At 59.7% G+C, this 19105-nt stretch carries 11 protein-coding genes and 3 pseudogenes; 12 read left to right on the top strand and 2 right to left on the bottom strand.

All coding sequences use genetic code 11. The features are described 5' to 3' along the window. Positions 1-162 precede the first annotated feature (162 nt). From rnr to JN403_RS01570, 8 genes and pseudogenes are all read left to right on the top strand, one after another. Complete coding sequence (gene rnr / locus JN403_RS01605; RefSeq protein ID WP_205484907.1) at positions 163-2781, top strand: ribonuclease R; 2619 nt, start codon at positions 163-165, stop codon at positions 2779-2781. Next, on the top strand, positions 2778-3527 hold the full coding sequence (gene rlmB, locus JN403_RS01600; RefSeq protein ID WP_205484906.1) for a 23S rRNA (guanosine(2251)-2'-O)-methyltransferase RlmB: 750 nt from the start codon (positions 2778-2780) through the stop codon (positions 3525-3527). Before rnr ends, rlmB begins: the two co-directional genes overlap by 4 nt. Before the next feature lie 265 nt (positions 3528-3792). Continuing rightward, a complete protein-coding gene (rpsF, locus tag JN403_RS01595) occupies positions 3793-4215 on the top strand; it encodes a 30S ribosomal protein S6 (RefSeq protein WP_065987796.1) in 423 nt (140 codons plus the stop codon). 28 nt (positions 4216-4243) lie between these two features. Further along, complete coding sequence (gene rpsR, locus JN403_RS01590) at positions 4244-4474, top strand: 30S ribosomal protein S18 (protein WP_037015707.1); 231 nt, start codon at positions 4244-4246, stop codon at positions 4472-4474. 38 nt (positions 4475-4512) lie between these two features. Further along, positions 4513-5408 (top strand): annotated as a pseudogene (locus tag JN403_RS01585) (hypothetical protein). 19 nt (positions 5409-5427) lie between these two features. Beyond that, on the top strand, positions 5428-5874 hold the full coding sequence (rplI, locus tag JN403_RS01580; RefSeq protein ID WP_122533812.1) for a 50S ribosomal protein L9: 447 nt from the start codon (positions 5428-5430) through the stop codon (positions 5872-5874). Between the two features lie 149 nt (positions 5875-6023). Next, on the top strand, positions 6024-7421 hold the full coding sequence (dnaB, locus tag JN403_RS01575; protein ID WP_065987793.1) for a replicative DNA helicase: 1398 nt from the start codon (positions 6024-6026) through the stop codon (positions 7419-7421). Positions 7422-7589: 168 nt separating this feature from the next. Further along, on the top strand, positions 7590-9899 hold the full coding sequence (locus JN403_RS01570; protein WP_205484905.1) for a YgiQ family radical SAM protein: 2310 nt from the start codon (positions 7590-7592) through the stop codon (positions 9897-9899). 49 nt (positions 9900-9948) lie between these two features. Here JN403_RS01570 and JN403_RS01565 read toward each other — a convergent pair whose 3' ends face one another. Further along, positions 9949-10437, bottom strand: a complete 489-nt coding sequence (locus tag JN403_RS01565; RefSeq protein WP_205484904.1) for a type VI secretion system tube protein Hcp — start codon at positions 10435-10437, stop codon at positions 9949-9951. Positions 10438-10620: 183 nt separating this feature from the next. Between JN403_RS01565 and JN403_RS01560 the strand changes: the two genes are divergently transcribed. Further along, entirely contained in the window at positions 10621-11241 is a 621-nt protein-coding gene (locus JN403_RS01560; protein WP_240356777.1) for a hypothetical protein, read from the top strand. A 327-nt stretch (positions 11242-11568) separates the two neighbouring features. Here JN403_RS01560 and JN403_RS01555 read toward each other — a convergent pair whose 3' ends face one another. Then, a complete protein-coding gene (locus tag JN403_RS01555; protein ID WP_205484903.1) occupies positions 11569-11826 on the bottom strand; it encodes a hypothetical protein in 258 nt (85 codons plus the stop codon). A 353-nt stretch (positions 11827-12179) separates the two neighbouring features. Here JN403_RS01555 and JN403_RS01550 point away from each other — a divergent pair. The 3 genes and pseudogenes from JN403_RS01550 (at position 12180) to JN403_RS01540 (ending at position 19007) form a co-directional block, all read left to right on the top strand. Continuing rightward, positions 12180-15472 (top strand): annotated as a pseudogene (locus JN403_RS01550) (transglutaminase family protein). A 138-nt stretch (positions 15473-15610) separates the two neighbouring features. Further along, a complete protein-coding gene (locus JN403_RS01545; protein WP_205484902.1) occupies positions 15611-18112 on the top strand; it encodes a circularly permuted type 2 ATP-grasp protein in 2502 nt (833 codons plus the stop codon). Beyond that, positions 18112-19007: pseudogene (locus JN403_RS01540) on the top strand (transglutaminase family protein). Before JN403_RS01545 ends, JN403_RS01540 begins: the two are co-directional and overlap by 1 nt. The last annotated feature ends 98 nt before the right edge of the window (positions 19008-19105 follow it).

Here is a 19105-nt window from a genome sequence, read left to right as displayed (position 1 = left end):
GTGCCGTCGTTGTGGGGCGCATCTTACGGAGGAGATTGAGAGCTGTAAAGCCCCCGTGCGAAAATAATTTGAAATAGCGAAAAGCCCCAGCAAACGCTGTCTTCGCGTTTCAATCTGGTATATGCCAAACTAATTACATACAGATAAGGTGAATTCATTCTAATGGCCGATTGGCAGTCCCTCGATCCCGAGGCCGCTCGTGAAGCGGAAAAATACGAAAACCCCATCCCTAGCCGTGAGCTGATTCTGGCGCACCTCTCCGAGCGCGGTTCGCCTGCTGCCCGGGAGCAGTTGGTGGAAGAGTTTGGCCTGACGACTGAAGATCAGATCGAGGCCTTGCGGCGTCGGCTCCGTGCCATGGAGCGCGATGCCCAATTGATTTACACCCGCCGTGGCACGTACGCACCGGTCGACAAGCTGGACCTCATCCTGGGTCGCATCAGCGGTCACCGTGACGGCTTTGGTTTCCTGGTCCCGGATGATGGCTCCGACGACCTGTTCATGAGCCCTGCGCAGATGCGTCTGGTGTTCGACGGTGACCGCGCACTGGCGCGCGTCTCGGGTCTGGACCGTCGCGGTCGACGCGAAGGCGTGATTGTCGAAGTCATTTCCCGCGCGCACGAAACCGTAGTGGGTCGCTATTTCGAAGAAAGCGGCATCGGTTTCGTTCAGCCGGACAATCCAAAAATCCAGCAAGAAGTGCTGATCACCCCTGGCCGTAACAACGGCGCGAAGGTCGGTCAGTTCGTCGAGGTGAAAATCACCCACTGGCCGACTCCGCGTTTCCAGCCGCAGGGCGACGTGGTTGAGGTGGTGGGCAATTACATGGCGCCCGGCATGGAGATCGATGTCGCGCTGCGTACCTACGACATCCCTCACGTCTGGCCAGAGGCGGTGCTCAAAGAAGCCGCGAAGCTGAAGCCGGAAGTGGAGGAGAAGGACAAGGAAAACCGCGTCGATCTGCGTCACCTTCCATTCGTCACCATCGACGGTGAAGACGCCCGCGACTTCGACGACGCCGTTTTCTGCGAAGCCAAGCCCGGCAAGCTGCGCCTGTTCTCCGGCGGCTGGAAGCTCTACGTGGCGATCGCCGACGTATCGAGCTATGTGAAGCTTGGCTCGGCGCTCGACGCTGAGTCTCAGGTGCGCGGCAACTCGGTGTATTTCCCGGAGCGCGTGATCCCGATGCTTCCTGAGCAGCTGTCCAACGGGCTGTGCTCGCTGAATCCGCTGGTTGATCGTCTGGCAATGGTGTGCGAGATGACTATCTCCAAAACCGGCGAGATGACCGACTACGTTTTCTACGAAGCCGTGATCCACTCCCATGCACGCCTGACCTACAACAAGGTCAGCTCGATGCTGGAGCATCCAAAAGCCGCCGAAGCCAAGCAGCTGCGCGAGCAGTATGGCGACGTCGTGCCGCACCTGAAGCAGCTTTATGCGCTGTACAAAGTGCTGTTGGGCGCCCGGCATGTTCGCGGTGCCATCGATTTTGAAACCCAGGAAACCCGGATCATTTTCGGCACCGAGCGCAAAATCGCCGAGATCCGTCCGACCACTCGAAACGATGCGCACAAGCTGATTGAAGAATGCATGCTCGCTGCGAACGTGGCGACTGCTGCGTTTCTCAAGAAGCACGAGATCCCTGCGCTGTATCGCGTGCACGACGGTCCGCCGCCTGAGCGCCTGGAAAAGCTGCGTGCCTTCCTTGGCGAGCTGGGTCTTTCCCTGCACAAGGGCAAAGACGGCCCGACGCCGAAGGACTATCAAGCGCTGCTCGAAACCATCAAGGACCGTCCGGATTACCACCTGATCCAGACCGTCATGCTGCGTTCGTTGAGCCAGGCGGTGTACAGCTCGGATAACCACGGCCACTTCGGCCTGAATTACGAAGCCTACACCCACTTCACCTCGCCGATTCGTCGCTACCCGGATTTGCTGACTCACCGCGCGATCCGCAGTGTGATCCGCTCCAAGCAGGAAACGCCGCACGTTCGCCGTGCTGGCGCTGCAGCAATTCCGAAGGCCCGCATTTACCCATACGACGAAGCGATGCTCGAGCAACTGGGCGAACAGTGCTCGATGAGCGAGCGCCGTGCCGATGAGGCAACCCGCGACGTCACGAACTGGCTGAAATGCGAGTTCATGAAGGACCGCGTTGGCGAGTCGTTCCCGGGCGTGATCACGGCTGTCACCGGCTTTGGTCTGTTCGTCGAGTTGACCGATATCTACGTCGAAGGCCTGGTGCACGTCACCGCATTGCCGGGTGACTACTACCACTTCGATCCGGTCCATCATCGCCTGGCCGGCGAGCGCACAGGCCGTAGCTTCCGCTTGGGCGACACCGTTGAAGTACGCGTCATGCGTGTTGATCTTGATGAGCGCAAGATCGACTTCGAAATGTCCGAGAAAACCACCAGCGCGCCGATCGGCCGTAAGCGTCGGACGTCCGAGCCTGCCGCGGCAGAGAAGGGCAAGGATTCCAAGGAATCGTCGTCTGCTTCCAAGTCCGGTCGCCGCACTGCGAAAGAGCCTGTTGCCGAGGCTTATCGGCCTAGTGATGCGGCTGCCAAGAACGCAGAAGTGCGCAAAAGTCGTGAAATGAAGAAAGCGCTGCTGACTGAAGCCAAGGGTGGTAGCAAGGCATCGTCGGGAAAGTCGACGAGTGATCCTGCTGGCGCTTCCGGTAAAACCAGCAAACATCGCAAGGGATCGTCCAAGTCGGGCTCGGCCTCTGCTTCAGGCGGTGGCAGCGTGCGCAAACCTAAGGCCAAGTCATGAGTCAGCTGGAAAAAATCTACGGCGTTCATGCTGTGGAGGCGCTGTTGCGTCATCACCCCAAGCGGGTCAAGCAGGTCTGGCTGGCTGAAGGGCGCAGCGACCCACGGGTTCAAGTGCTCGTCGAGCTCGCTGCGCAAAACCGCGTGTCGGTGGGGCAAGCCGAGCGCCGCGAAATGGATGCCTGGGTAGAAGGTGTTCACCAGGGCGTCGTAGCGGATGTCAGCCCGAGCCAGGTCTGGGGCGAGGCGATGCTCGACGAGTTGCTCGATCGCACTGAGGGTCCGCCACTGATCCTGGTTCTGGATGGCGTCACCGACCCCCATAACCTTGGCGCATGTCTACGGACGGCCGATGCAGCCGGTGCTCTGGCGGTGATCGTGCCCAAGGACAAGTCTGCGACATTGACGCCGACCGTTCGGAAAGTGGCATGCGGTGCAGCGGAGGTCATTCCTCTCGTCGCCGTGACCAACCTGGCGCGCACGCTGGAAAAACTCCAACAGCGCGGCTTGTGGGTTGTCGGTACCGCAGGTGAGGCCGAGCAGGAGTTGTACCAGCAGGACCTGACCGGCCCGACCATCCTGATCATGGGTGCCGAAGGCAAAGGCATGCGCCGCCTGACCCGCGAGCATTGCGACTACCTGGTGCGCCTGCCAATGGCTGGCAGCGTCAGCAGCCTCAACGTCTCGGTCGCGACAGGCGTCTGCCTGTTCGAAGCCCTGCGCCAACGCGCCGCTGCCAAGAAGTAGCTGTCAGTGGCAAGCTGCAAGCTGCAAGCTCGAGCCAATCACGCTCCGGCTTGTAGCTTGTAGCTTGTAGCTTGTAGCTTGTAGCTTGTAGCCATTGTTCAAATATTCACCAATCTCCTTGCGCCCCTCCGACCCCTTCTCTACAATTGCGCCCCTTGCTGTCATGGCAGGCGCTCATGTGCCTGTCCCTGTGCAAGATAAACCAGTGTTATTCACTCCTTGTCTGACCGCTTTGGCGGCAGGCTACAACCCGTAAGGAGCATTCATGCGTCATTACGAAATCATCTTTCTGGTTCACCCGGACCAGAGCGAGCAAGTCGGCGGCATGGTAGAGCGTTACACCAAGCTGATCGAAGAAGACGGCGGCAAGATCCACCGTCTGGAAGATTGGGGCCGTCGTCAACTGGCCTATGCAATCAACAATGTTCACAAGGCTCACTACGTGATGCTGAACGTTGAGTGCACTGGCAAGGCTCTGGCCGAGCTGGAAGACAACTTCCGTTACAACGATGCCGTGATCCGTAACCTTGTCATCCGTCGCGACGAAGCTGTTACTGGCCAGTCCGAAATGCTCAAGGCTGAAGAAAACCGCAGTGAGCGCCGTGAGCGTCGCGACCGTCCTGAGCACTCCGACGCCGATGGCGCCGATGGTGATGACAGCGACAACAGCGATAACGCTGACGAGTAATCCACGGACCTTTTGAGGAGCCCATTACATGGCACGTTTCTTCCGTCGTCGTAAATTCTGCCGCTTCACAGCTGAAAATGTGAAGGAGATCGATTACAAAGATCTCAACACCCTGAAAGCCTACGTATCTGAAACCGGCAAGATCGTTCCTAGCCGCATTACTGGTACCAAAGCTCGTTATCAGCGTCAGCTGGCTACCGCTATCAAGCGCGCCCGCTTCCTGGCCCTGTTGGCCTACACCGACAGCCACGGCCGCTGAGACCAGGTAGTCGACAAACGCAGTAAGGGATAGATCGCATGCGCGCCATGGCTGAATTCATCATGCGCGGCCGCATGCAGGCCACTCTCGTAGTGGTTGGATGTGCGGCATTGCCGCTGTTGTTCTGGTTGAGTGCTGCCGCAGGTTGCCTTGTGCTCCTGCGACGCGGGATGAGTGACGCCTTAGGCGTCCTTGCCTGGGCTCTGCTGCCGGCTTTGGTCTGGTGGTATTTCGGTGAACCCCGCACCCTGATGGTGTTGCTGGGTTCCTGGGGTTGGCCGCCGTGTTGCGTGCCAGCGAGTCCTGGGTCCGCGTGCTGCTGGTCAGCGTGGCGGTTGGATTGTTGTATGCAGTGGTTCTGGGCGCAGTGTTTCGCGAGCCCATCGAAGCCATGGCGGGGGAGCTGCAAAAGCTCCTGCCCCACGTCTTTGGTGATGTCTACCAGCAGATGTCGGTAGAAGAGCGAGCGCGTCTGGGGGCACTGATTACTCCCGTCCTCAATGGCCTGATTGCAGCGTTGTTGCAGATCGTCAGCGTGGTATGCCTGCTCCTTGGGCGGTACTGGCAGGCGTTGTTGTATAACCCGGGCGGTTTCGGACGCGAATTTCGCAGCCTGAAACTCCCGCGGGCACCGATGCTGGTGCTGCTGGTGTGCATGTTGGTGGGGCCGAACTTCGGTCCTCAACTGGCGATGCTGACACCGTTGTGCAGCGTGCCGCTCATGTTCGCGGGGCTGGCCCTGATTCACGGTCTGGTGGCTGCAAAGCGCCTGACACGGTTCTGGCTGGTAGGGTTGTACGTCACGCTATTGCTGTTCATGCAGCTGATCTATCCGTTGCTGGTGGTGTTTGCCATTGTCGACAGCCTGATTGATTTTCGCGGCCGTCTGGCGTCGAAAGACGCCGATAACGGTTCTGCGAACGGTGAAGGTTAAAGTTAAGAGGTTTTACCAAATGGAACTCATCCTGCTGGAAAAAGTCGCCAACCTGGGCAACCTGGGCGATAAAGTAAACGTTAAGGCTGGCTACGGTCGTAACTTCCTGCTGCCTTTCGGCAAAGCAACCGCTGCAACCGCTGCCAACGTGGCCGCGTTTGAAGAGCGTCGTGCAGAGCTGGAAAAAGCTGCCGCCGAGAAGAAAGCTTCTGCTGAAACTCGTGCTGCTCAACTGGCTGAGCTGGAAGTGACCATCACTGCCACCGCTGGTGACGAAGGCAAGCTGTTCGGTTCGATCGGTACTCACGACATCGCTGACGCACTGACCGCCTCTGGCGTTGAAGTGGCCAAGTCCGAAGTTCGTCTGCCGAACGGCACCATCCGTAACGTTGGCGAATACGACGTAGCCGTGCACCTGCACAGCGACGTTGAAGCTACCGTACGCGTTGTTGTTGTAGCTGCTTAAGCAGTATGGTTTCTGCGCTTCGGTGCAGAAGTCTGACTGGCTGATGACTCGCTCCTCGGTCGGTTAGCATTGGGCACGTTCCTGTTCGCAGGTCGTGCCCTTTGTCATTTCTGAGTATCCTGATTCAACCCCCTGATTTCCGTGTGGCCATGAACGACATCTCCGCTCCCGAGCAATATGACCTGCAAACCGCTGCCCTGAAGGTGCCGCCGCATTCCATCGAGGCCGAACAGGCCGTGCTCGGTGGTCTGATGCTGGACAACAACGCCTGGGAGCGCGTGCTTGATCAGGTGTCGGATGGCGATTTCTATCGTCATGACCACCGTCTGATATTCCGCGCCATTGCCAAGCTGGCGGATCAGAACCAGCCGATCGACGTCGTGACCCTGGCAGAGCAGCTCGACAAGGAAGGCCAGACCTCGCAAGTCGGTGGCCTGGGTTACCTGTCGGAACTGGCGAAGAACATTCCGTCCGTCGCGAACATCAAGGCCTATGCCCAGATCGTTCGTCAGCGCGCGACGCTGCGCCAGTTGATCGGCATCAGCACCGAGATCGCTGACAGTGCGTTCAACCCGGAAGGGCGTACCGCCGAAGAAATTCTCGACGAGGCCGAACGGCAGATCTTCCAGATCGCCGAGGCGCGGCCCAAGACAGGCGGGCCGGTTAGCGTCAACGACCTGCTGACCCGTGCGATTGACCGCATCGATACGCTGTTCAACATCGGCGACGGCATCACCGGTCTTTCCACGGGCTACGCTGATCTTGATGAAAAAACCAGCGGTCTGCAGCAGTCTGACCTGATCATCGTTGCAGGCCGTCCGTCGATGGGTAAGACCACCTTCGCGATGAACCTCGTGGAAAACGCGGTGCTGCGCAGCGACAAGGTGGTTTTGGTCTACTCACTGGAGATGCCAGGCGAATCGCTGATCATGCGTATGCTGTCGTCGCTGGGCCGTATCGACCAGACCAAGGTGCGTTCGGGTCAGCTCGATGACGATGACTGGCCGCGCCTCACATCGGCGGTCAACCTGCTGAATGATCGCAAGCTGTTCATCGACGATACGGCCGGCATCAGTCCGTCGGAGATGCGTGCGCGTACGCGGCGTCTGGTCCGCGAGCACGGCGATATCGGCCTGATCATGATCGACTATCTGCAATTGATGCAGATTCCTGGCTCCAGTGGCGATAACCGGACGAACGAGATTTCCGAAATCTCCCGTTCCCTGAAAGCGCTCGCCAAGGAATTCAATTGCCCGGTGGTTGCGCTTTCCCAGCTCAACCGCTCCCTCGAACAGCGTCCCAACAAGCGCCCGGTGAACTCCGACTTGCGGGAATCTGGAGCGATCGAGCAGGACGCCGACGTCATCATGTTCGTGTACCGGGATGAGGTGTATCACCCCGAGACCGAACACAAGGGCATTGCCGAAATCATCATCGGCAAGCAGCGTAACGGCCCGATCGGGTTTATCCGGCTGGCGTTTATCGGCAAGTACACCCGCTTCGAGAACCTCGCGCCGGGCAGTTACAACTTTGATGATGATGAATAAGTAGGGCTCTGGACCGGGACTTTGATGCCGAAAGGGCACCAGAGTCCAGAGTCATGCCGATCATTAATCCGACTACTGTCGTCGGACTTGATCAAAATTTGTGCTATTCTCCGCGCCCGCGAATTTCCAAGCGAAAATCGCCCCCAGACACGAACACTGGTCATCGATATGCAAGCAGCCAAGCCGTTATTTGACTATCCGAAGTACTGGGCCGAATGTTTCGGACCAGCGCCTTTCCTGCCGATGAGCCGGGAAGAAATGGATCAGCTTGGCTGGGATTCCTGCGACATCATCATTGTCACCGGTGATGCCTACGTCGATCACCCTTCGTTTGGCATGGCGATCATCGGCCGGCTGCTGGAGTCCCAGGGCTTCCGCGTCGGGATCATTGCGCAGCCCGACTGGAAGTCAAAAGACGACTTCATGAAGCTCGGCGAGCCGAACCTGTTCTTCGGCGTCGCGGCCGGCAACATGGATTCGATGATCAACCGTTACACCGCCGACAAAAAGATCCGCTCCGATGACGCCTACACCCCAGGCGGCATGGCGGGCAAGCGTCCGGACCGTGCGAGTCTGGTCTACAGCCAGCGCTGCAAGGAAGCCTACAAGAACGTGCCCATCGTTCTGGGTGGCATCGAAGCATCGCTGCGCCGCATCGCTCACTATGACTACTGGCAGGACAAGGTTCGCAACTCGATCCTGATCGATGCCTGCGCTGACATCCTGCTGTACGGCAACGCCGAGCGGGCCATCGTCGAAGTGGCGACTCGCCTGTCCTATGGCGAAACCATCGAAAGCATCACTGACGTGCGCGGCACGGCATTCATTCGTCGTGATACGCCGGAAGGCTGGTACGAAGTCGACTCAACGCGCATTGACCGTCCAGGCAAGATCGACAAGATCATCAACCCGTACGTGAACACTCAAGACACCCAGGCCTGTGCCATCGAGCAGGAAAAGGGTGACGTCGAGGATCCGAACGAAGCGAAGGTCGTGCAGATCCTGGCGAGCCCGCGCATGACCCGCGACAAGACGGTCATACGTCTGCCGTCGATGGAGAAAGTGCGCGGCGACGCGGTGCTCTATGCCCACGCCAACCGCGTATTGCACCTGGAAACCAACCCGGGCAACGCCCGCGCGCTGGTCCAGAAGCATGGCGAGGTGGACGTCTGGTTCAATCCGCCGCCCATTCCGATGACCACCGAAGAAATGGACTACGTGTTCGGCATGCCATACGCGCGCATTCCGCACCCTGTGTACGGCAAGGAGAAGATTCCGGCCTACGACATGATTCGTTTCTCGGTGAACATCATGCGCGGCTGCTTCGGCGGCTGCACGTTCTGCTCCATCACCGAGCATGAAGGCCGGATCATTCAGAACCGTTCCCATGATTCGATCATCCGCGAGATCGAAGAAATCCGTGACAAGGTCCCCGGCTTCACCGGCGTGATCTCCGACCTTGGCGGTCCGACGGCGAACATGTATCGCATCGCCTGCAAGAGCCCGGAAATCGAATCCGCGTGCCGCAAGCCGTCCTGCGTGTTTCCGGGAATCTGCCCGAACCTGAACACGGATCACTCGGCATTGATTCAGCTGTACCGCAGCGCCCGTGAACTGCCCGGCGTGAAGAAGATTCTGATCGCGTCCGGTCTGCGTTACGACCTGGCGGTGGAATCGCCCGAGTACGTCAAGGAGCTGGTGACCCACCACGTTGGCGGTTACCTGAAGATTGCGCCTGAGCACACCGAAGAAGGTCCGCTCAACCAGATGATGAAACCGGGCATTGGCAGCTACGACAAGTTCAAGCGCATGTTCGAGAAGTACTCCAAGGAAGCGGGCAAAGAGCAGTACCTGATTCCTTACTTCATCGCGGCTCACCCGGGCACGACCGACGAGGACATGATGAACCTCGCGCTGTGGCTCAAGGGCAATGGCTTCCGCGCGGATCAGGTGCAGGCGTTCTATCCTTCGCCGATGGCCAGTGCGACGGCCATGTACCACTCTGGCAAGAACCCGCTGCGCAAGGTCACGTACAAGAGCGATTCGGTCACCATCGTCAAGAGCGAAGAGCAACGCCGTCTGCACAAGGCGTTCCTGCGCTATCACGATCCGAAGGGCTGGCCGATGCTGCGGGAGGCACTTGAACGTATGGGCCGTGCCGATCTGATCGGGCCGGGCAAGCATCAGCTGATCCCGCTGCACCAGCCGGAAACCGACACCTATCAGAGCGCGCGACGCAAGAACTCGACGCCGGCTGGTAGCCACAAGGTTGCCAGGACCACCAAGATCCTGACGCAGCACACCGGCTTGCCTCAGCGCGCAAGCGACGGCAGCAAGCCTTGGGACAAGCGCGAAGAGGCCAAGGCTGCGGCGGCTGCTCGTAACAGGGACGCCGCAAAGGAACGCGCTGATGCCGCCAAGGGTGGTAAAGCCGGCAAAAGCAAGAAGCCTTCACGCCAGCCGGTTTTTCCACGGTAAGTGATCACGAAATAAACCAAACGCCAGCTTTCGAGCTGGCGTTTTGCTTTTACATCTTCACGTTCTCGCGAATATTCCAGCCGAATTTGACCGGGCCGCCATCTTTGGTGCCATCGGATTTTTGTGGCTGGTAACTGACTTCGACTTTGCCGAAGTTTAGCGCGATGGTTTCCTTCAGCGTTTCATCGCTGTTGCCAGCATCGGTCTGATAGGAGGCAACCATTACTTCCTTGAGCGTGATGACCATGTATTCCACGGGAGCGCTGCCACCGGCCTTGCGTACAGTGAGAGTGGCTTCCGGATAATGTATTCCGCTTGAGCAGGCCATCATGAGATTAGGTGACGCCTTGTCCAGCGCCTTGTTCAAACTCAGGTTCTGCATGCTGACCTTGCCCGCGCCACCCCCGCCACCCTGGTGCATCGAACCCGTCTGCGACATGCCCCATTGCAGCGTCTGGATGTCGATTTCTTCCTTGTGAGCGCTATCCCTGGACTCACCCTTGATATCTCCCAATTTCAAAAACATATCTATAGCCATGAATGCTCCCGGAAAAACAGTTTTAGACGAATTGTCGGAGGCACCTTTTCTTACTAGTGCGTTGATCGCAAGGGGGTGAAGGCGGATCGAGACCCGTCACACAGAAGGTAGGGAGGTTTCCTACAGCAGTCGGTTTGTTCACTACGTATTCTCGCTCGCTTCAGCCAAGACGGGAGAGTAAGCATGAGCGGCCTATCGGTACGGGATGGTTTTTCAGTCGCGCGAAGCCGGACGAGAGATCGCGTTGAAAACACAATTGATCTTAACAAGCTGTTTCGTGTCATTGATGCTGATCCAGCGATAGTGGGGGCTGGCGTAGTCTTTATCGACAGCGATTTCAATGTTGTCACGCTCAGGGAGTTTCAGCCAATTTGCAGCGTAGCGGTAAAGCGGGTGATCTTGCGAGAAGCGCCGCGGTACATGGGTGCGCAGGAGTTTGTAAGGACGCTGGAGTCAAATTCGCGTGAATCAGAGATGGTCAAGGAGAGCATCGTTACCGGCGTGGCTTGTGTAGGTGCCGTACTCAGCTGGATAGTCGTGATTAGTGGAAGCGCGTTGGTTCCATTTTCGATGGGCAGCAGCGGAGTTTTGACTGTGCTGGGATGGTCGACGGCCATAGCGGGTTCTGCTCAGTGCATGGTTGGAGTTACTCGGGTGATTTTTGAGTCAACAACTCCGTCCGCCAACGATGCTCTTGATTCAAGTGAGTGGTATCAGGCGGTAATGAGCATGCTCGATGCCATTAGTTTAGCTGGAGGCAGCGTTTCAATAGTAGGAACTCAAATACTAAAAAAGCCTTGTTGAAAACGACGGGTAAGTCAATGCGACAAGCGTTGAACGGGCTAAGTCGGCAAGAGCGCTATCAATTGACAACCGAGCTATTGAACCTCAAACATCCAAGTCTTAGCGCAAAAATGATTCAGCTGCAGCGCGTCTCCAAAAGACTCCCAAAGCGGTACACACCAAGTCAGGTAGGTGATGGTCTCAGAACGCAAATTAAAGATCTCGTTGCTGGAAGACTTGCGATTGGAGGAAGTGTGTTGTCAGGCAATATTCGCACTATAGGCGTCGCTGTACACGAGGAGATCATACAGCCATGAGGTCCGTTGAGTTTTTAATCTTTATGCGGCGTTACTTCCCTGTTTTTATCGCAGGGATATTTACAGCGATTTTTTCATTCGCCACGACGTCGGTGTTGTATTTTGACGCTTTCTGCCAAGGCGCCGTATTGGAGAAATGCTTGATGTTCGGATTTGCTGTGATGATAACCGCAACGGCGCTGATGTGCATTTGCCACATTTTTCTAGTAAGGGGACGGCCGATATGGGTTTGGGGAGTTGCAATTCTTTTTTGGCTTGCCTCTCGCTGGTATTGCCAATGATCGGGCATCGTCCGAGCAAAATTATCTACTTATCGGCGGTGTCATTTCCACTGCTTGGTTTGTTAATTCTCAATTCAGATCGTCACCGAGCAATGAGGGAAAGCCTGCTTGTAATCCGCCATAAAAGGTCGCGTCTTCAAGGGATTCACAAGGCACGCCTACGCCGATTGAAGGCGGAACGGTGCAAATAACCCCACCCGCCTCATTTCCGTGCGACCCTTGCACCATTCGTTGAAGCGGGCGCGATTTTGGTGCTGTGCTTGGCTGAACATGCTACCTCCAGGCCGGAGGCGCCTGATTTGCCGGGGTGGCATAAGTCTTGCGCAGCTCCGTTACCGTCCAGGCTCGCAGGAGGCACGCCGTGTCGATTCACATTGCCTTGCACCATGTCACGCATTACCGCTACGAACGCGCGGTAGAGCTGGGGCCGCAAATCGTCCGCTTGCGCCCGGCGGCTCACAGTCGTACGCGGGTATTGTCGTATTCGCTGAAAGTCCTTCCTGAAAACCACTTCATTAACTGGCAGCAGGACCCGCAGGGTAATTATCTGGCGCGGTTGGTGTTCCCGGAAAAGACCAGCGAGCTGCGCATCGAAGTGGACCTGGTCGCCGAAATAGCAGTGTTCAATCCCTTCGACTTCTTCCTTGAGCCCTACGCCGAGAAGATCCCGTTCACCTATGCCCGCGAAGAGCATCACGAGCTGCAGCCCTATCTGGAAAAGCTGCCGCTGACCCCAAGGTTTCAGGCGTACCTGGACAGCATCGACCGCACGCCGATTCCGGCGATCGACTTTTTGGTCGGCCTTAATCAGCGTTTGGCCAACGATATCGGTTACCTGATCCGCATGGAACCGGGCACTCAGACGCCTGAATACACCCTCGAAAACGCTTCTGGTTCCTGCCGTGATTCGGCGTGGCTGCTCGTGCAGTTGCTGCGTCATCTGGGGCTGGCTGCGCGGTTTGTGTCCGGGTATTTGATTCAGCTCAAGGCTGATGTCAAAGCGCTGGATGGACCCTCCGGCACCGACGTCGATTTCACTGACTTGCACGCCTGGTGTGAGGTGTATCTGCCGGGCGCTGGCTGGGTGGGCCTTGACGCGACGTCCGGCTTGTTTGCCGGTGAGGGGCACATTCCGCTGGCCTGCAGCCCCGAACCATCTTCAGCGGCGCCCATCAGTGGCATGGTCGAGCCCTGCAACACCGAGTTTACCCACGAGATGTCGGTGGAGCGTATCTGGGAGGCGCCGCGCGTCACCAAGCCGTATACCGAAGAGCAGTGGCAGGACATTCAGGCGCTGGGCCGGCAAATCGATAACGATCTGATGGCACGCGACGTGCGCCTGACCATGGGTGGCGAGCCGACCTTTGTGTCCATCGACGACCGTGATGGTGATGAATGGAACACCGCCGCACTGGGCCCGAAGAAGCGTCTGCTCTCCGCCGAGTTGTATCGGCGCATGCGGGACCATTACGCGCCCCAGGGCATCGTTCATTTCGGTCAGGGCAAGTGGTACCCCGGCGAGCAACTGCCGCGCTGGTCACTGAACTGCTTCTGGCGCCGAGATGGGCAGCCCGTGTGGCGCAACAATGCGCTGGTCGCTGACGAAACCCGGGACTACGGCGCCGACAGCGAGATGGCGGGCAGTTTCCTGCGCAGCGTGGCCGAGCGGCTGAAGCTGCCGGCGCGTTACGTTTTCCCGGCCTACGAAGACCGTTTTTATTACCTGTGGCGTGAGGGCGCGCTACCCAAAAACGTCAGCGCCGACGCTTCGCGCCTTGAGGACCCCCTCGAACGTGCGCGCCTGCGCAACGTGTTTTCCCAAGGGCTGGACACCGTCATTGGCCACGTTCTGCCACTGGCGCGAACCGCTGCCGACGATCAATGGCAGAGTGGTCGCTGGTACCTGCGTGACGAGCATTGCCGCCTGGTGCCCGGAGATTCTGCCCTAGGCTATCGCTTGCCGCTGGCCTCGCAGCCGTGGGTCAAGGCGGCCGAGTACCCCTACATACACCCGAGCGACCACAACCAGGCATTTGCCGAGTTGCCCGACCGCGACGAGGTTCAGTCGCGACTGGACAGCCTGGCAGAGCAGGGCGACCCCAGCGTCGACCGCGAACCCGAGATCGACGAGTCCGCCGATTGGCTGACCCGCACCGCATTGAGCGCCGAGGCGCGGGGCGGACGGTTGTATCTGTTCATGCCGCCGCTGCAATCCCTTGAGGCCTATCTGGAACTGGTCGCCGCCATCGAAGCGACGGCTGAAGACATGCGCTGCCCGGTGTTGCTGGAAGGGTACGAACCGCCGAGCGATCCGCGTCTGGCGAACTTCCGCATCACCCCGGATCCGGGCGTGATCGAAGTGAACGTACAGCCCTCGTCCACCTGGGATGAGCTGGTGGAACGCACCGAGTTTCTCTACGAGCAAGCGCGCCTGACCCGACTGACCACCGAGAAATTCATGATCGACGGGCGCTACACCGGCACCGGCGGCGGCAACCATTTTGTCCTCGGTGGCGCGACGCCGGGCGATTCGCCCTTCCTGCGCCGGCCGGATCTGCTGCGCAGCCTGTTGAGCTACTGGCATAACCACCCGTCGCTGTCCTACCTGTTCTCCGGATTGTTCATCGGGCCGACCTCGCAGGCGCCGCGGGTCGACGAAGCGCGTAACGACTCGTTGTACGAGCTGGAAATCGCCTTTTCACAAATGCCCAAGCCGGGCGAAGAATGCGCGCCGTGGCTGGTGGACCGGCTGCTGCGCAACCTCCTGATCGACGTGACCGGCAACACCCACCGCGCGGAATTCTGCATCGACAAACTGTATTCGCCCGACGGAGCCACCGGCCGCTTGGGCCTGCTTGAGCTGCGTGCCTTCGAGATGCCGCCCCACGCGCGCATGAGCCTGGCGCAACAGCTGTTGCTGCGGGCACTGGTCGCGCGTTTCTGGCGCGAGCCTTATGCACCGGCGAAACTGGCGCGCTGGGGCACCGAGCTGCACGACCGCTTCATGCTGCCGCATTTCATCCAGCAGGATTTCGCCGATGTCATCGCCGAACTCAACGACGCGGGTTGTCCCGTGCGCGCGGAGTGGTTCGCGGCGCATCTGGAGTTTCGCTTTCCGAAGGTCGGCGATTACACCGTCAGCGGTATCGAGCTGGAGCTGCGCCAGGCCTTGGAGCCGTGGCACGTGCTGGGCGAGGAGGGTGCAGCGGGTGGCGCGGTTCGTTATGTGGACTCATCCCTTGAGCGCTTGCAGCTGAAGGTCACCGGCCTGCCGCCGCAGCGTTACATGCTCACCTGCAACGGCGTGCCGGTACCCCTGCGACCGACCGGGCGCGTAGGGGAATTCGTCGCAGGGGTACGTTTCCGCGCCTGGCAGCCGACCAATGCCTTGCAGCCGACGATCCCGGTCCATGCGCCGCTGGTCTTCGACATCCTCGACACCTGGATGCAGCGCTCGCTGGGGGCTGCGAGTACCATGTCGCCCACCCTGGCGGGCGCAATTACGAAACCCTGCCGGTGAACGCCAATGAGGCGGAAAGCCGACGTCTGGCGCGGTTCTTCCGGGTCGGCCACAGCCCCGGCAAACTGCAGGTTCCTGCACTGACCCTCAACGATGAACTGCCGATGACCCTGGATTTACGCCTGCATCGGTAGCCGCGCCGGCGACCTGACGTGAGATCAGGTCGCCGCGCCGCACGTATAAAACGTGGAAAGCGGCGCCTGCGTGTCATGTTGTCTGCGCTACTCTGAGCGCAGTTGATTCGAGTCCCTTTGTTGTCTGCCGAGCCTTCCATGCCTGACCTGCTTGACCACTATCCGCTCACCCCGGGTACCTACCACGAGATGCTGGATGCCAGCGGCGCCGTTCGGCCCCATTGGCAGCGTTTGTACGAGCATCTCCAGCGCAGCACACCTGCGCAGCTGATCCAGCGTCAGGCGCTGCTCGCCCGGCAGATTCAGGAAAACGGCGTCACCTACAACGTCTACGCCGACCCCAAGGGTGCCGATCGGCCCTGGGAACTGGACATGCTGCCCCATGTGATTCCAATGGAAGAATGGCAGCCATTGGCGGCCGGCATCGCCCAGCGCGCGCGTCTGCTCAATGCCGTGCTGGCCGATCTCTACGGCCCGCAGGAACTGATCGCCGAAGGTCTGCTGCCATCGGAACTGGTGTTCGGCCACAACAATTTTCTCTGGCCATGCCAAGGCGTAAAACCGCCTGAAGGCACTTTTCTGCATGTGTACGCGGTTGACCTGGCGCGCACGCCCGATGGCCGCTGGTGGGTGACCGCCGACCGGACTCAGGCGCCGTCGGGTGCCGGTTATGCGCTGGAAAGCCGTCTGATCGTGTCGCGGGCATTCCCCGAGCTGTACCGGGATCTGCAGGTCCAGCACCTCTCGAATTTCTTTCGGTCGCTGCAGGAAACTCTCGCGCGTCAGGCACCGACCAGCCACGAAGCCCCGTTGGTGGTGTTGCTGACGCCCGGGCGTTTCAACGAGAGCTATTTCGAGCATCTTTATCTGGCCGGTCAGCTGGGCTATCCACTGGTGGAAGGCAGCGACCTGACCGTACGCGACGCCACGGTGTACCTGAAAACCCTCAGCGGCCTGCGTCGTGTACACGCGATCATGCGCCGTCTGGACGACGACTTCTGCGATCCGCTGGAGCTGCGCACGGATTCGGCGCTGGGCGTGCCGGGCCTGCTGCAAGCCGTGCGTCAGGGCCGGGTGTTGGTCGCCAATGCCCTTGGCAGCGGCGTGCTGGAATCGCCCGGGCTGCTCGGGTTTCTGCCAAAGATCAACGAACACCTGTTTGGCGAAGAGCTGCTGCTGCCGTCGATCGCCACGTGGTGGTGCGGCGAGCCCCCGGTGCTGGCCCAAGCCCTGGAGAAGATGCCTGAGCTGCTCATCAAACCCGCGTTTCCGTCCCAGAGTTTCGCCCCGGTATTCGGCCGTGACCTCAGCGACGAACAGCGCAAGGCCCTGGCCGCGCGCATGCAGGCCCGGCCTTATGCCTACGTCGCGCAGGAACTGGCGCAGTTGTCCCACGCGCCGGTCTGGCACGGCGAGGACCGTCAGCTGCAGCCCCGCGCCATCGGTATGCGCGTGTACGCAGTGGCGACGGCCGATGGCTATCGCGTCCTGCCGGGCGGATTGACCCGTGTGGCCGCCGACGCCGACGCGGACGTGGTGTCGATGCAGCGCGGCGGGGCGAGTAAGGACACCTGGATTCTCGGCGAGCGCCCACTGGGCAGCGAACCGTGGAAAAACCGCCACTCGCTGGGGGTGCACGACCTGATTCGTCGCGACCCGTATCTGCCGTCGCGTGTGGTGGAAAACCTGTTCTGGTTCGGCCGCTACTGCGAGCGCTGCGACAACAGCGCGCGCCTGCTGCGGATCATGCTCACGCGCTATGTCGACGGCGATGATCCGGTCGCCCTGCAAGCAGCGGTCGAGCTGGCCGAGCGACTTAATTTGCTTCCTCTCAAAGACGAAGAGGAGCCGCGCGAGCTACATGAACGTCTGCTTGAAGCGTTGTTGGGTGACGACTGGCCGTTCAGCCTGCGCTCCAACTTGCAGCGCTTGCAGTGGGCGGCGTCCCAGGTGCGCGGCAAGTTGTCCCGCGAGAACTGGCAGGCGCTGGTGGAATTGCAGCGCGAAGCCATGAATCTAGAAACCGAGAGCCCTGATTTCGGCGAGCTGCTGGACTTTCTCAACCGCCTGGTGATGTCACTGGCGGCGCTGTCCGGTTTCGCTCTGGACGACATGACCCGCGACGAGGGCTGGCGCTTCTTGATGATCGGGCGGCGCATCGAGCGCTTGCAGTTTCTCTGTACGACGCTGGCAGCATTCCTGCGCAGCGAGGCAGTGTTTCATCAGGACGCCCTGGACGGGCTCCTGGAACTGGGCAACAGCGGCATCACTTACCGCTCGCGTTATCTGGCCCTGCCGCAGCTGATCCCGGTGCTCGACCTGTTGGTGCTGGACGATCAGAACCCCCACGCGGTGCTGTTTCAGCTCAAGTTGGTGGCCCGCTCAGTGAAACGCATGAATGAGGATTTCGGCGTGCCTCAGGACAACGGCCTCACGGCGCTCATTCAGCGGCTGGCGGTGTTCGATCTGGGTTGCCTGGAAGAAGGGCTGTTCGGTGAAAGCAGCGTCAAGGCAGCGCTGGACGGGCTGGCGGATTTGCTGCAGACCATTGGTGAGACCAGCGGCCATGTTTCTGACCGACTTGCGCTGCGTCATTTTGCTCACGTCGACGATGTCAGTCAGCGCACGGTGTCGGTCTGATGAACAGTGCCCATTATCAGATCCTCCACGACACGCACTACAAGTACGACAGCCCGGTTTCCCTGGCCCAACAGCTTGCGCATCTGTGGCCGCGGCGCAGTCCCTGGCAGCGTTGCCTGGAGCAGCACCTGATCATCAGCCCGACGCCCACCACGCGTCGCGATGAGCTGGACGTGTTTGGCAATCCGCTGACGCGCCTGGCATTCGAACGCCCGCACGATGAGCTTCAAGTCAACGCGCGCCTGCGTATTGAAGTGCTGGAACGGCCGCGGCTGGATTTCAATGTTTCCACTTCGTGGGATGAGGCGCAGCACCAGCTGACCTACAGCGCGTCGAGAATGGCACCGGACATCCTTGAGGCCTGTCGCTATCGCTTCGAATCCCCGTACGTTCACCTGAAGCAGACGTTCGTCGAGTTTTCCGCCAGCTGCTTTCCCGCCGGGCGGCCGATGCTGCTGTGCGCGCAGGCGCTGATGGAGAAGATATTCGAAGAATTCACCTTTGATGGCGAGGCGACTCAAGTGGCCACGCCGCTGGTGGAAGTGCTGGAAACCCGCCGTGGCGTCTGTCAGGACTTCGCTCACCTGATGCTGGCGTGCGTACGCTCGCGCGGTCTGGCGGCGCGGTATGTCAGCGGCTATCTGCTCACCCAGCCGCCGCCCGGGCAGCCACGGCTGATTGGTGCCGATGCCTCACACGCATGGGTGTCGGTGTTCTGTCCGGTGCTGGGTTGGGTGGATTTCGATCCGACCAACAACGTTCAGCCTGCGCTTGAGCACATCAGTCTGGCGTGGGGGAGGGATTTTTCGGACGTGTCGCCGTTGCGGGGGTGATTCTTGGGGGCGGGAGCCACGACCCGGAAGTGCGCGTGACGGTAATGCCGATTGCGAAGTAGGCGGATGAAGAGACGCCGTTGGGGGAGGTGAGCACGCGCGCCATGTCGTGCGAGCAGGATTGTCAGCCAATGGATGGATCACGGTAAAAGCCTCGTCG

The sequence above is a fragment of the Pseudomonas sp. 15A4 genome (assembly GCF_016925575.1).
GTDB lineage: Bacteria > Pseudomonadota > Gammaproteobacteria > Pseudomonadales > Pseudomonadaceae > Aquipseudomonas.
The sequence above is the reverse complement of the archived record's forward strand: the minus strand, read 5'-3'. Positions and strand labels throughout refer to the sequence as shown.

Bases quoted from the DNA above. Each gene is read 5' to 3' on its own strand.
- rnr (WP_205484907.1), top strand. From the start codon at position 163: ATGGCCGATTGGCAGTCCCTCGATCCCGAGGCCGCTCGTGAAGCGGAA.
- rlmB (WP_205484906.1), top strand. From the start codon at position 2,778: ATGAGTCAGCTGGAAAAAATCTACGGCGTTCATGCTGTGGAGGCGCTG.
- rpsF (WP_065987796.1), top strand. From the start codon at position 3,793: ATGCGTCATTACGAAATCATCTTTCTGGTTCACCCGGACCAGAGCGAG.
- rpsR (WP_037015707.1), top strand. From the start codon at position 4,244: ATGGCACGTTTCTTCCGTCGTCGTAAATTCTGCCGCTTCACAGCTGAA.
- rplI (WP_122533812.1), top strand. From the start codon at position 5,428: ATGGAACTCATCCTGCTGGAAAAAGTCGCCAACCTGGGCAACCTGGGC.
- dnaB (WP_065987793.1), top strand. From the start codon at position 6,024: ATGAACGACATCTCCGCTCCCGAGCAATATGACCTGCAAACCGCTGCC.
- JN403_RS01570 (WP_205484905.1), top strand. From the start codon at position 7,590: ATGCAAGCAGCCAAGCCGTTATTTGACTATCCGAAGTACTGGGCCGAA.
- JN403_RS01565 (WP_205484904.1), bottom strand. From the start codon at position 10,437: ATGGCTATAGATATGTTTTTGAAATTGGGAGATATCAAGGGTGAGTCC.
- JN403_RS01560 (WP_240356777.1), top strand. From the start codon at position 10,621: ATGAGCGGCCTATCGGTACGGGATGGTTTTTCAGTCGCGCGAAGCCGG.
- JN403_RS01555 (WP_205484903.1), bottom strand. From the start codon at position 11,826: ATGCCCGATCATTGGCAATACCAGCGAGAGGCAAGCCAAAAAAGAATT.
- JN403_RS01545 (WP_205484902.1), top strand. From the start codon at position 15,611: ATGCCTGACCTGCTTGACCACTATCCGCTCACCCCGGGTACCTACCAC.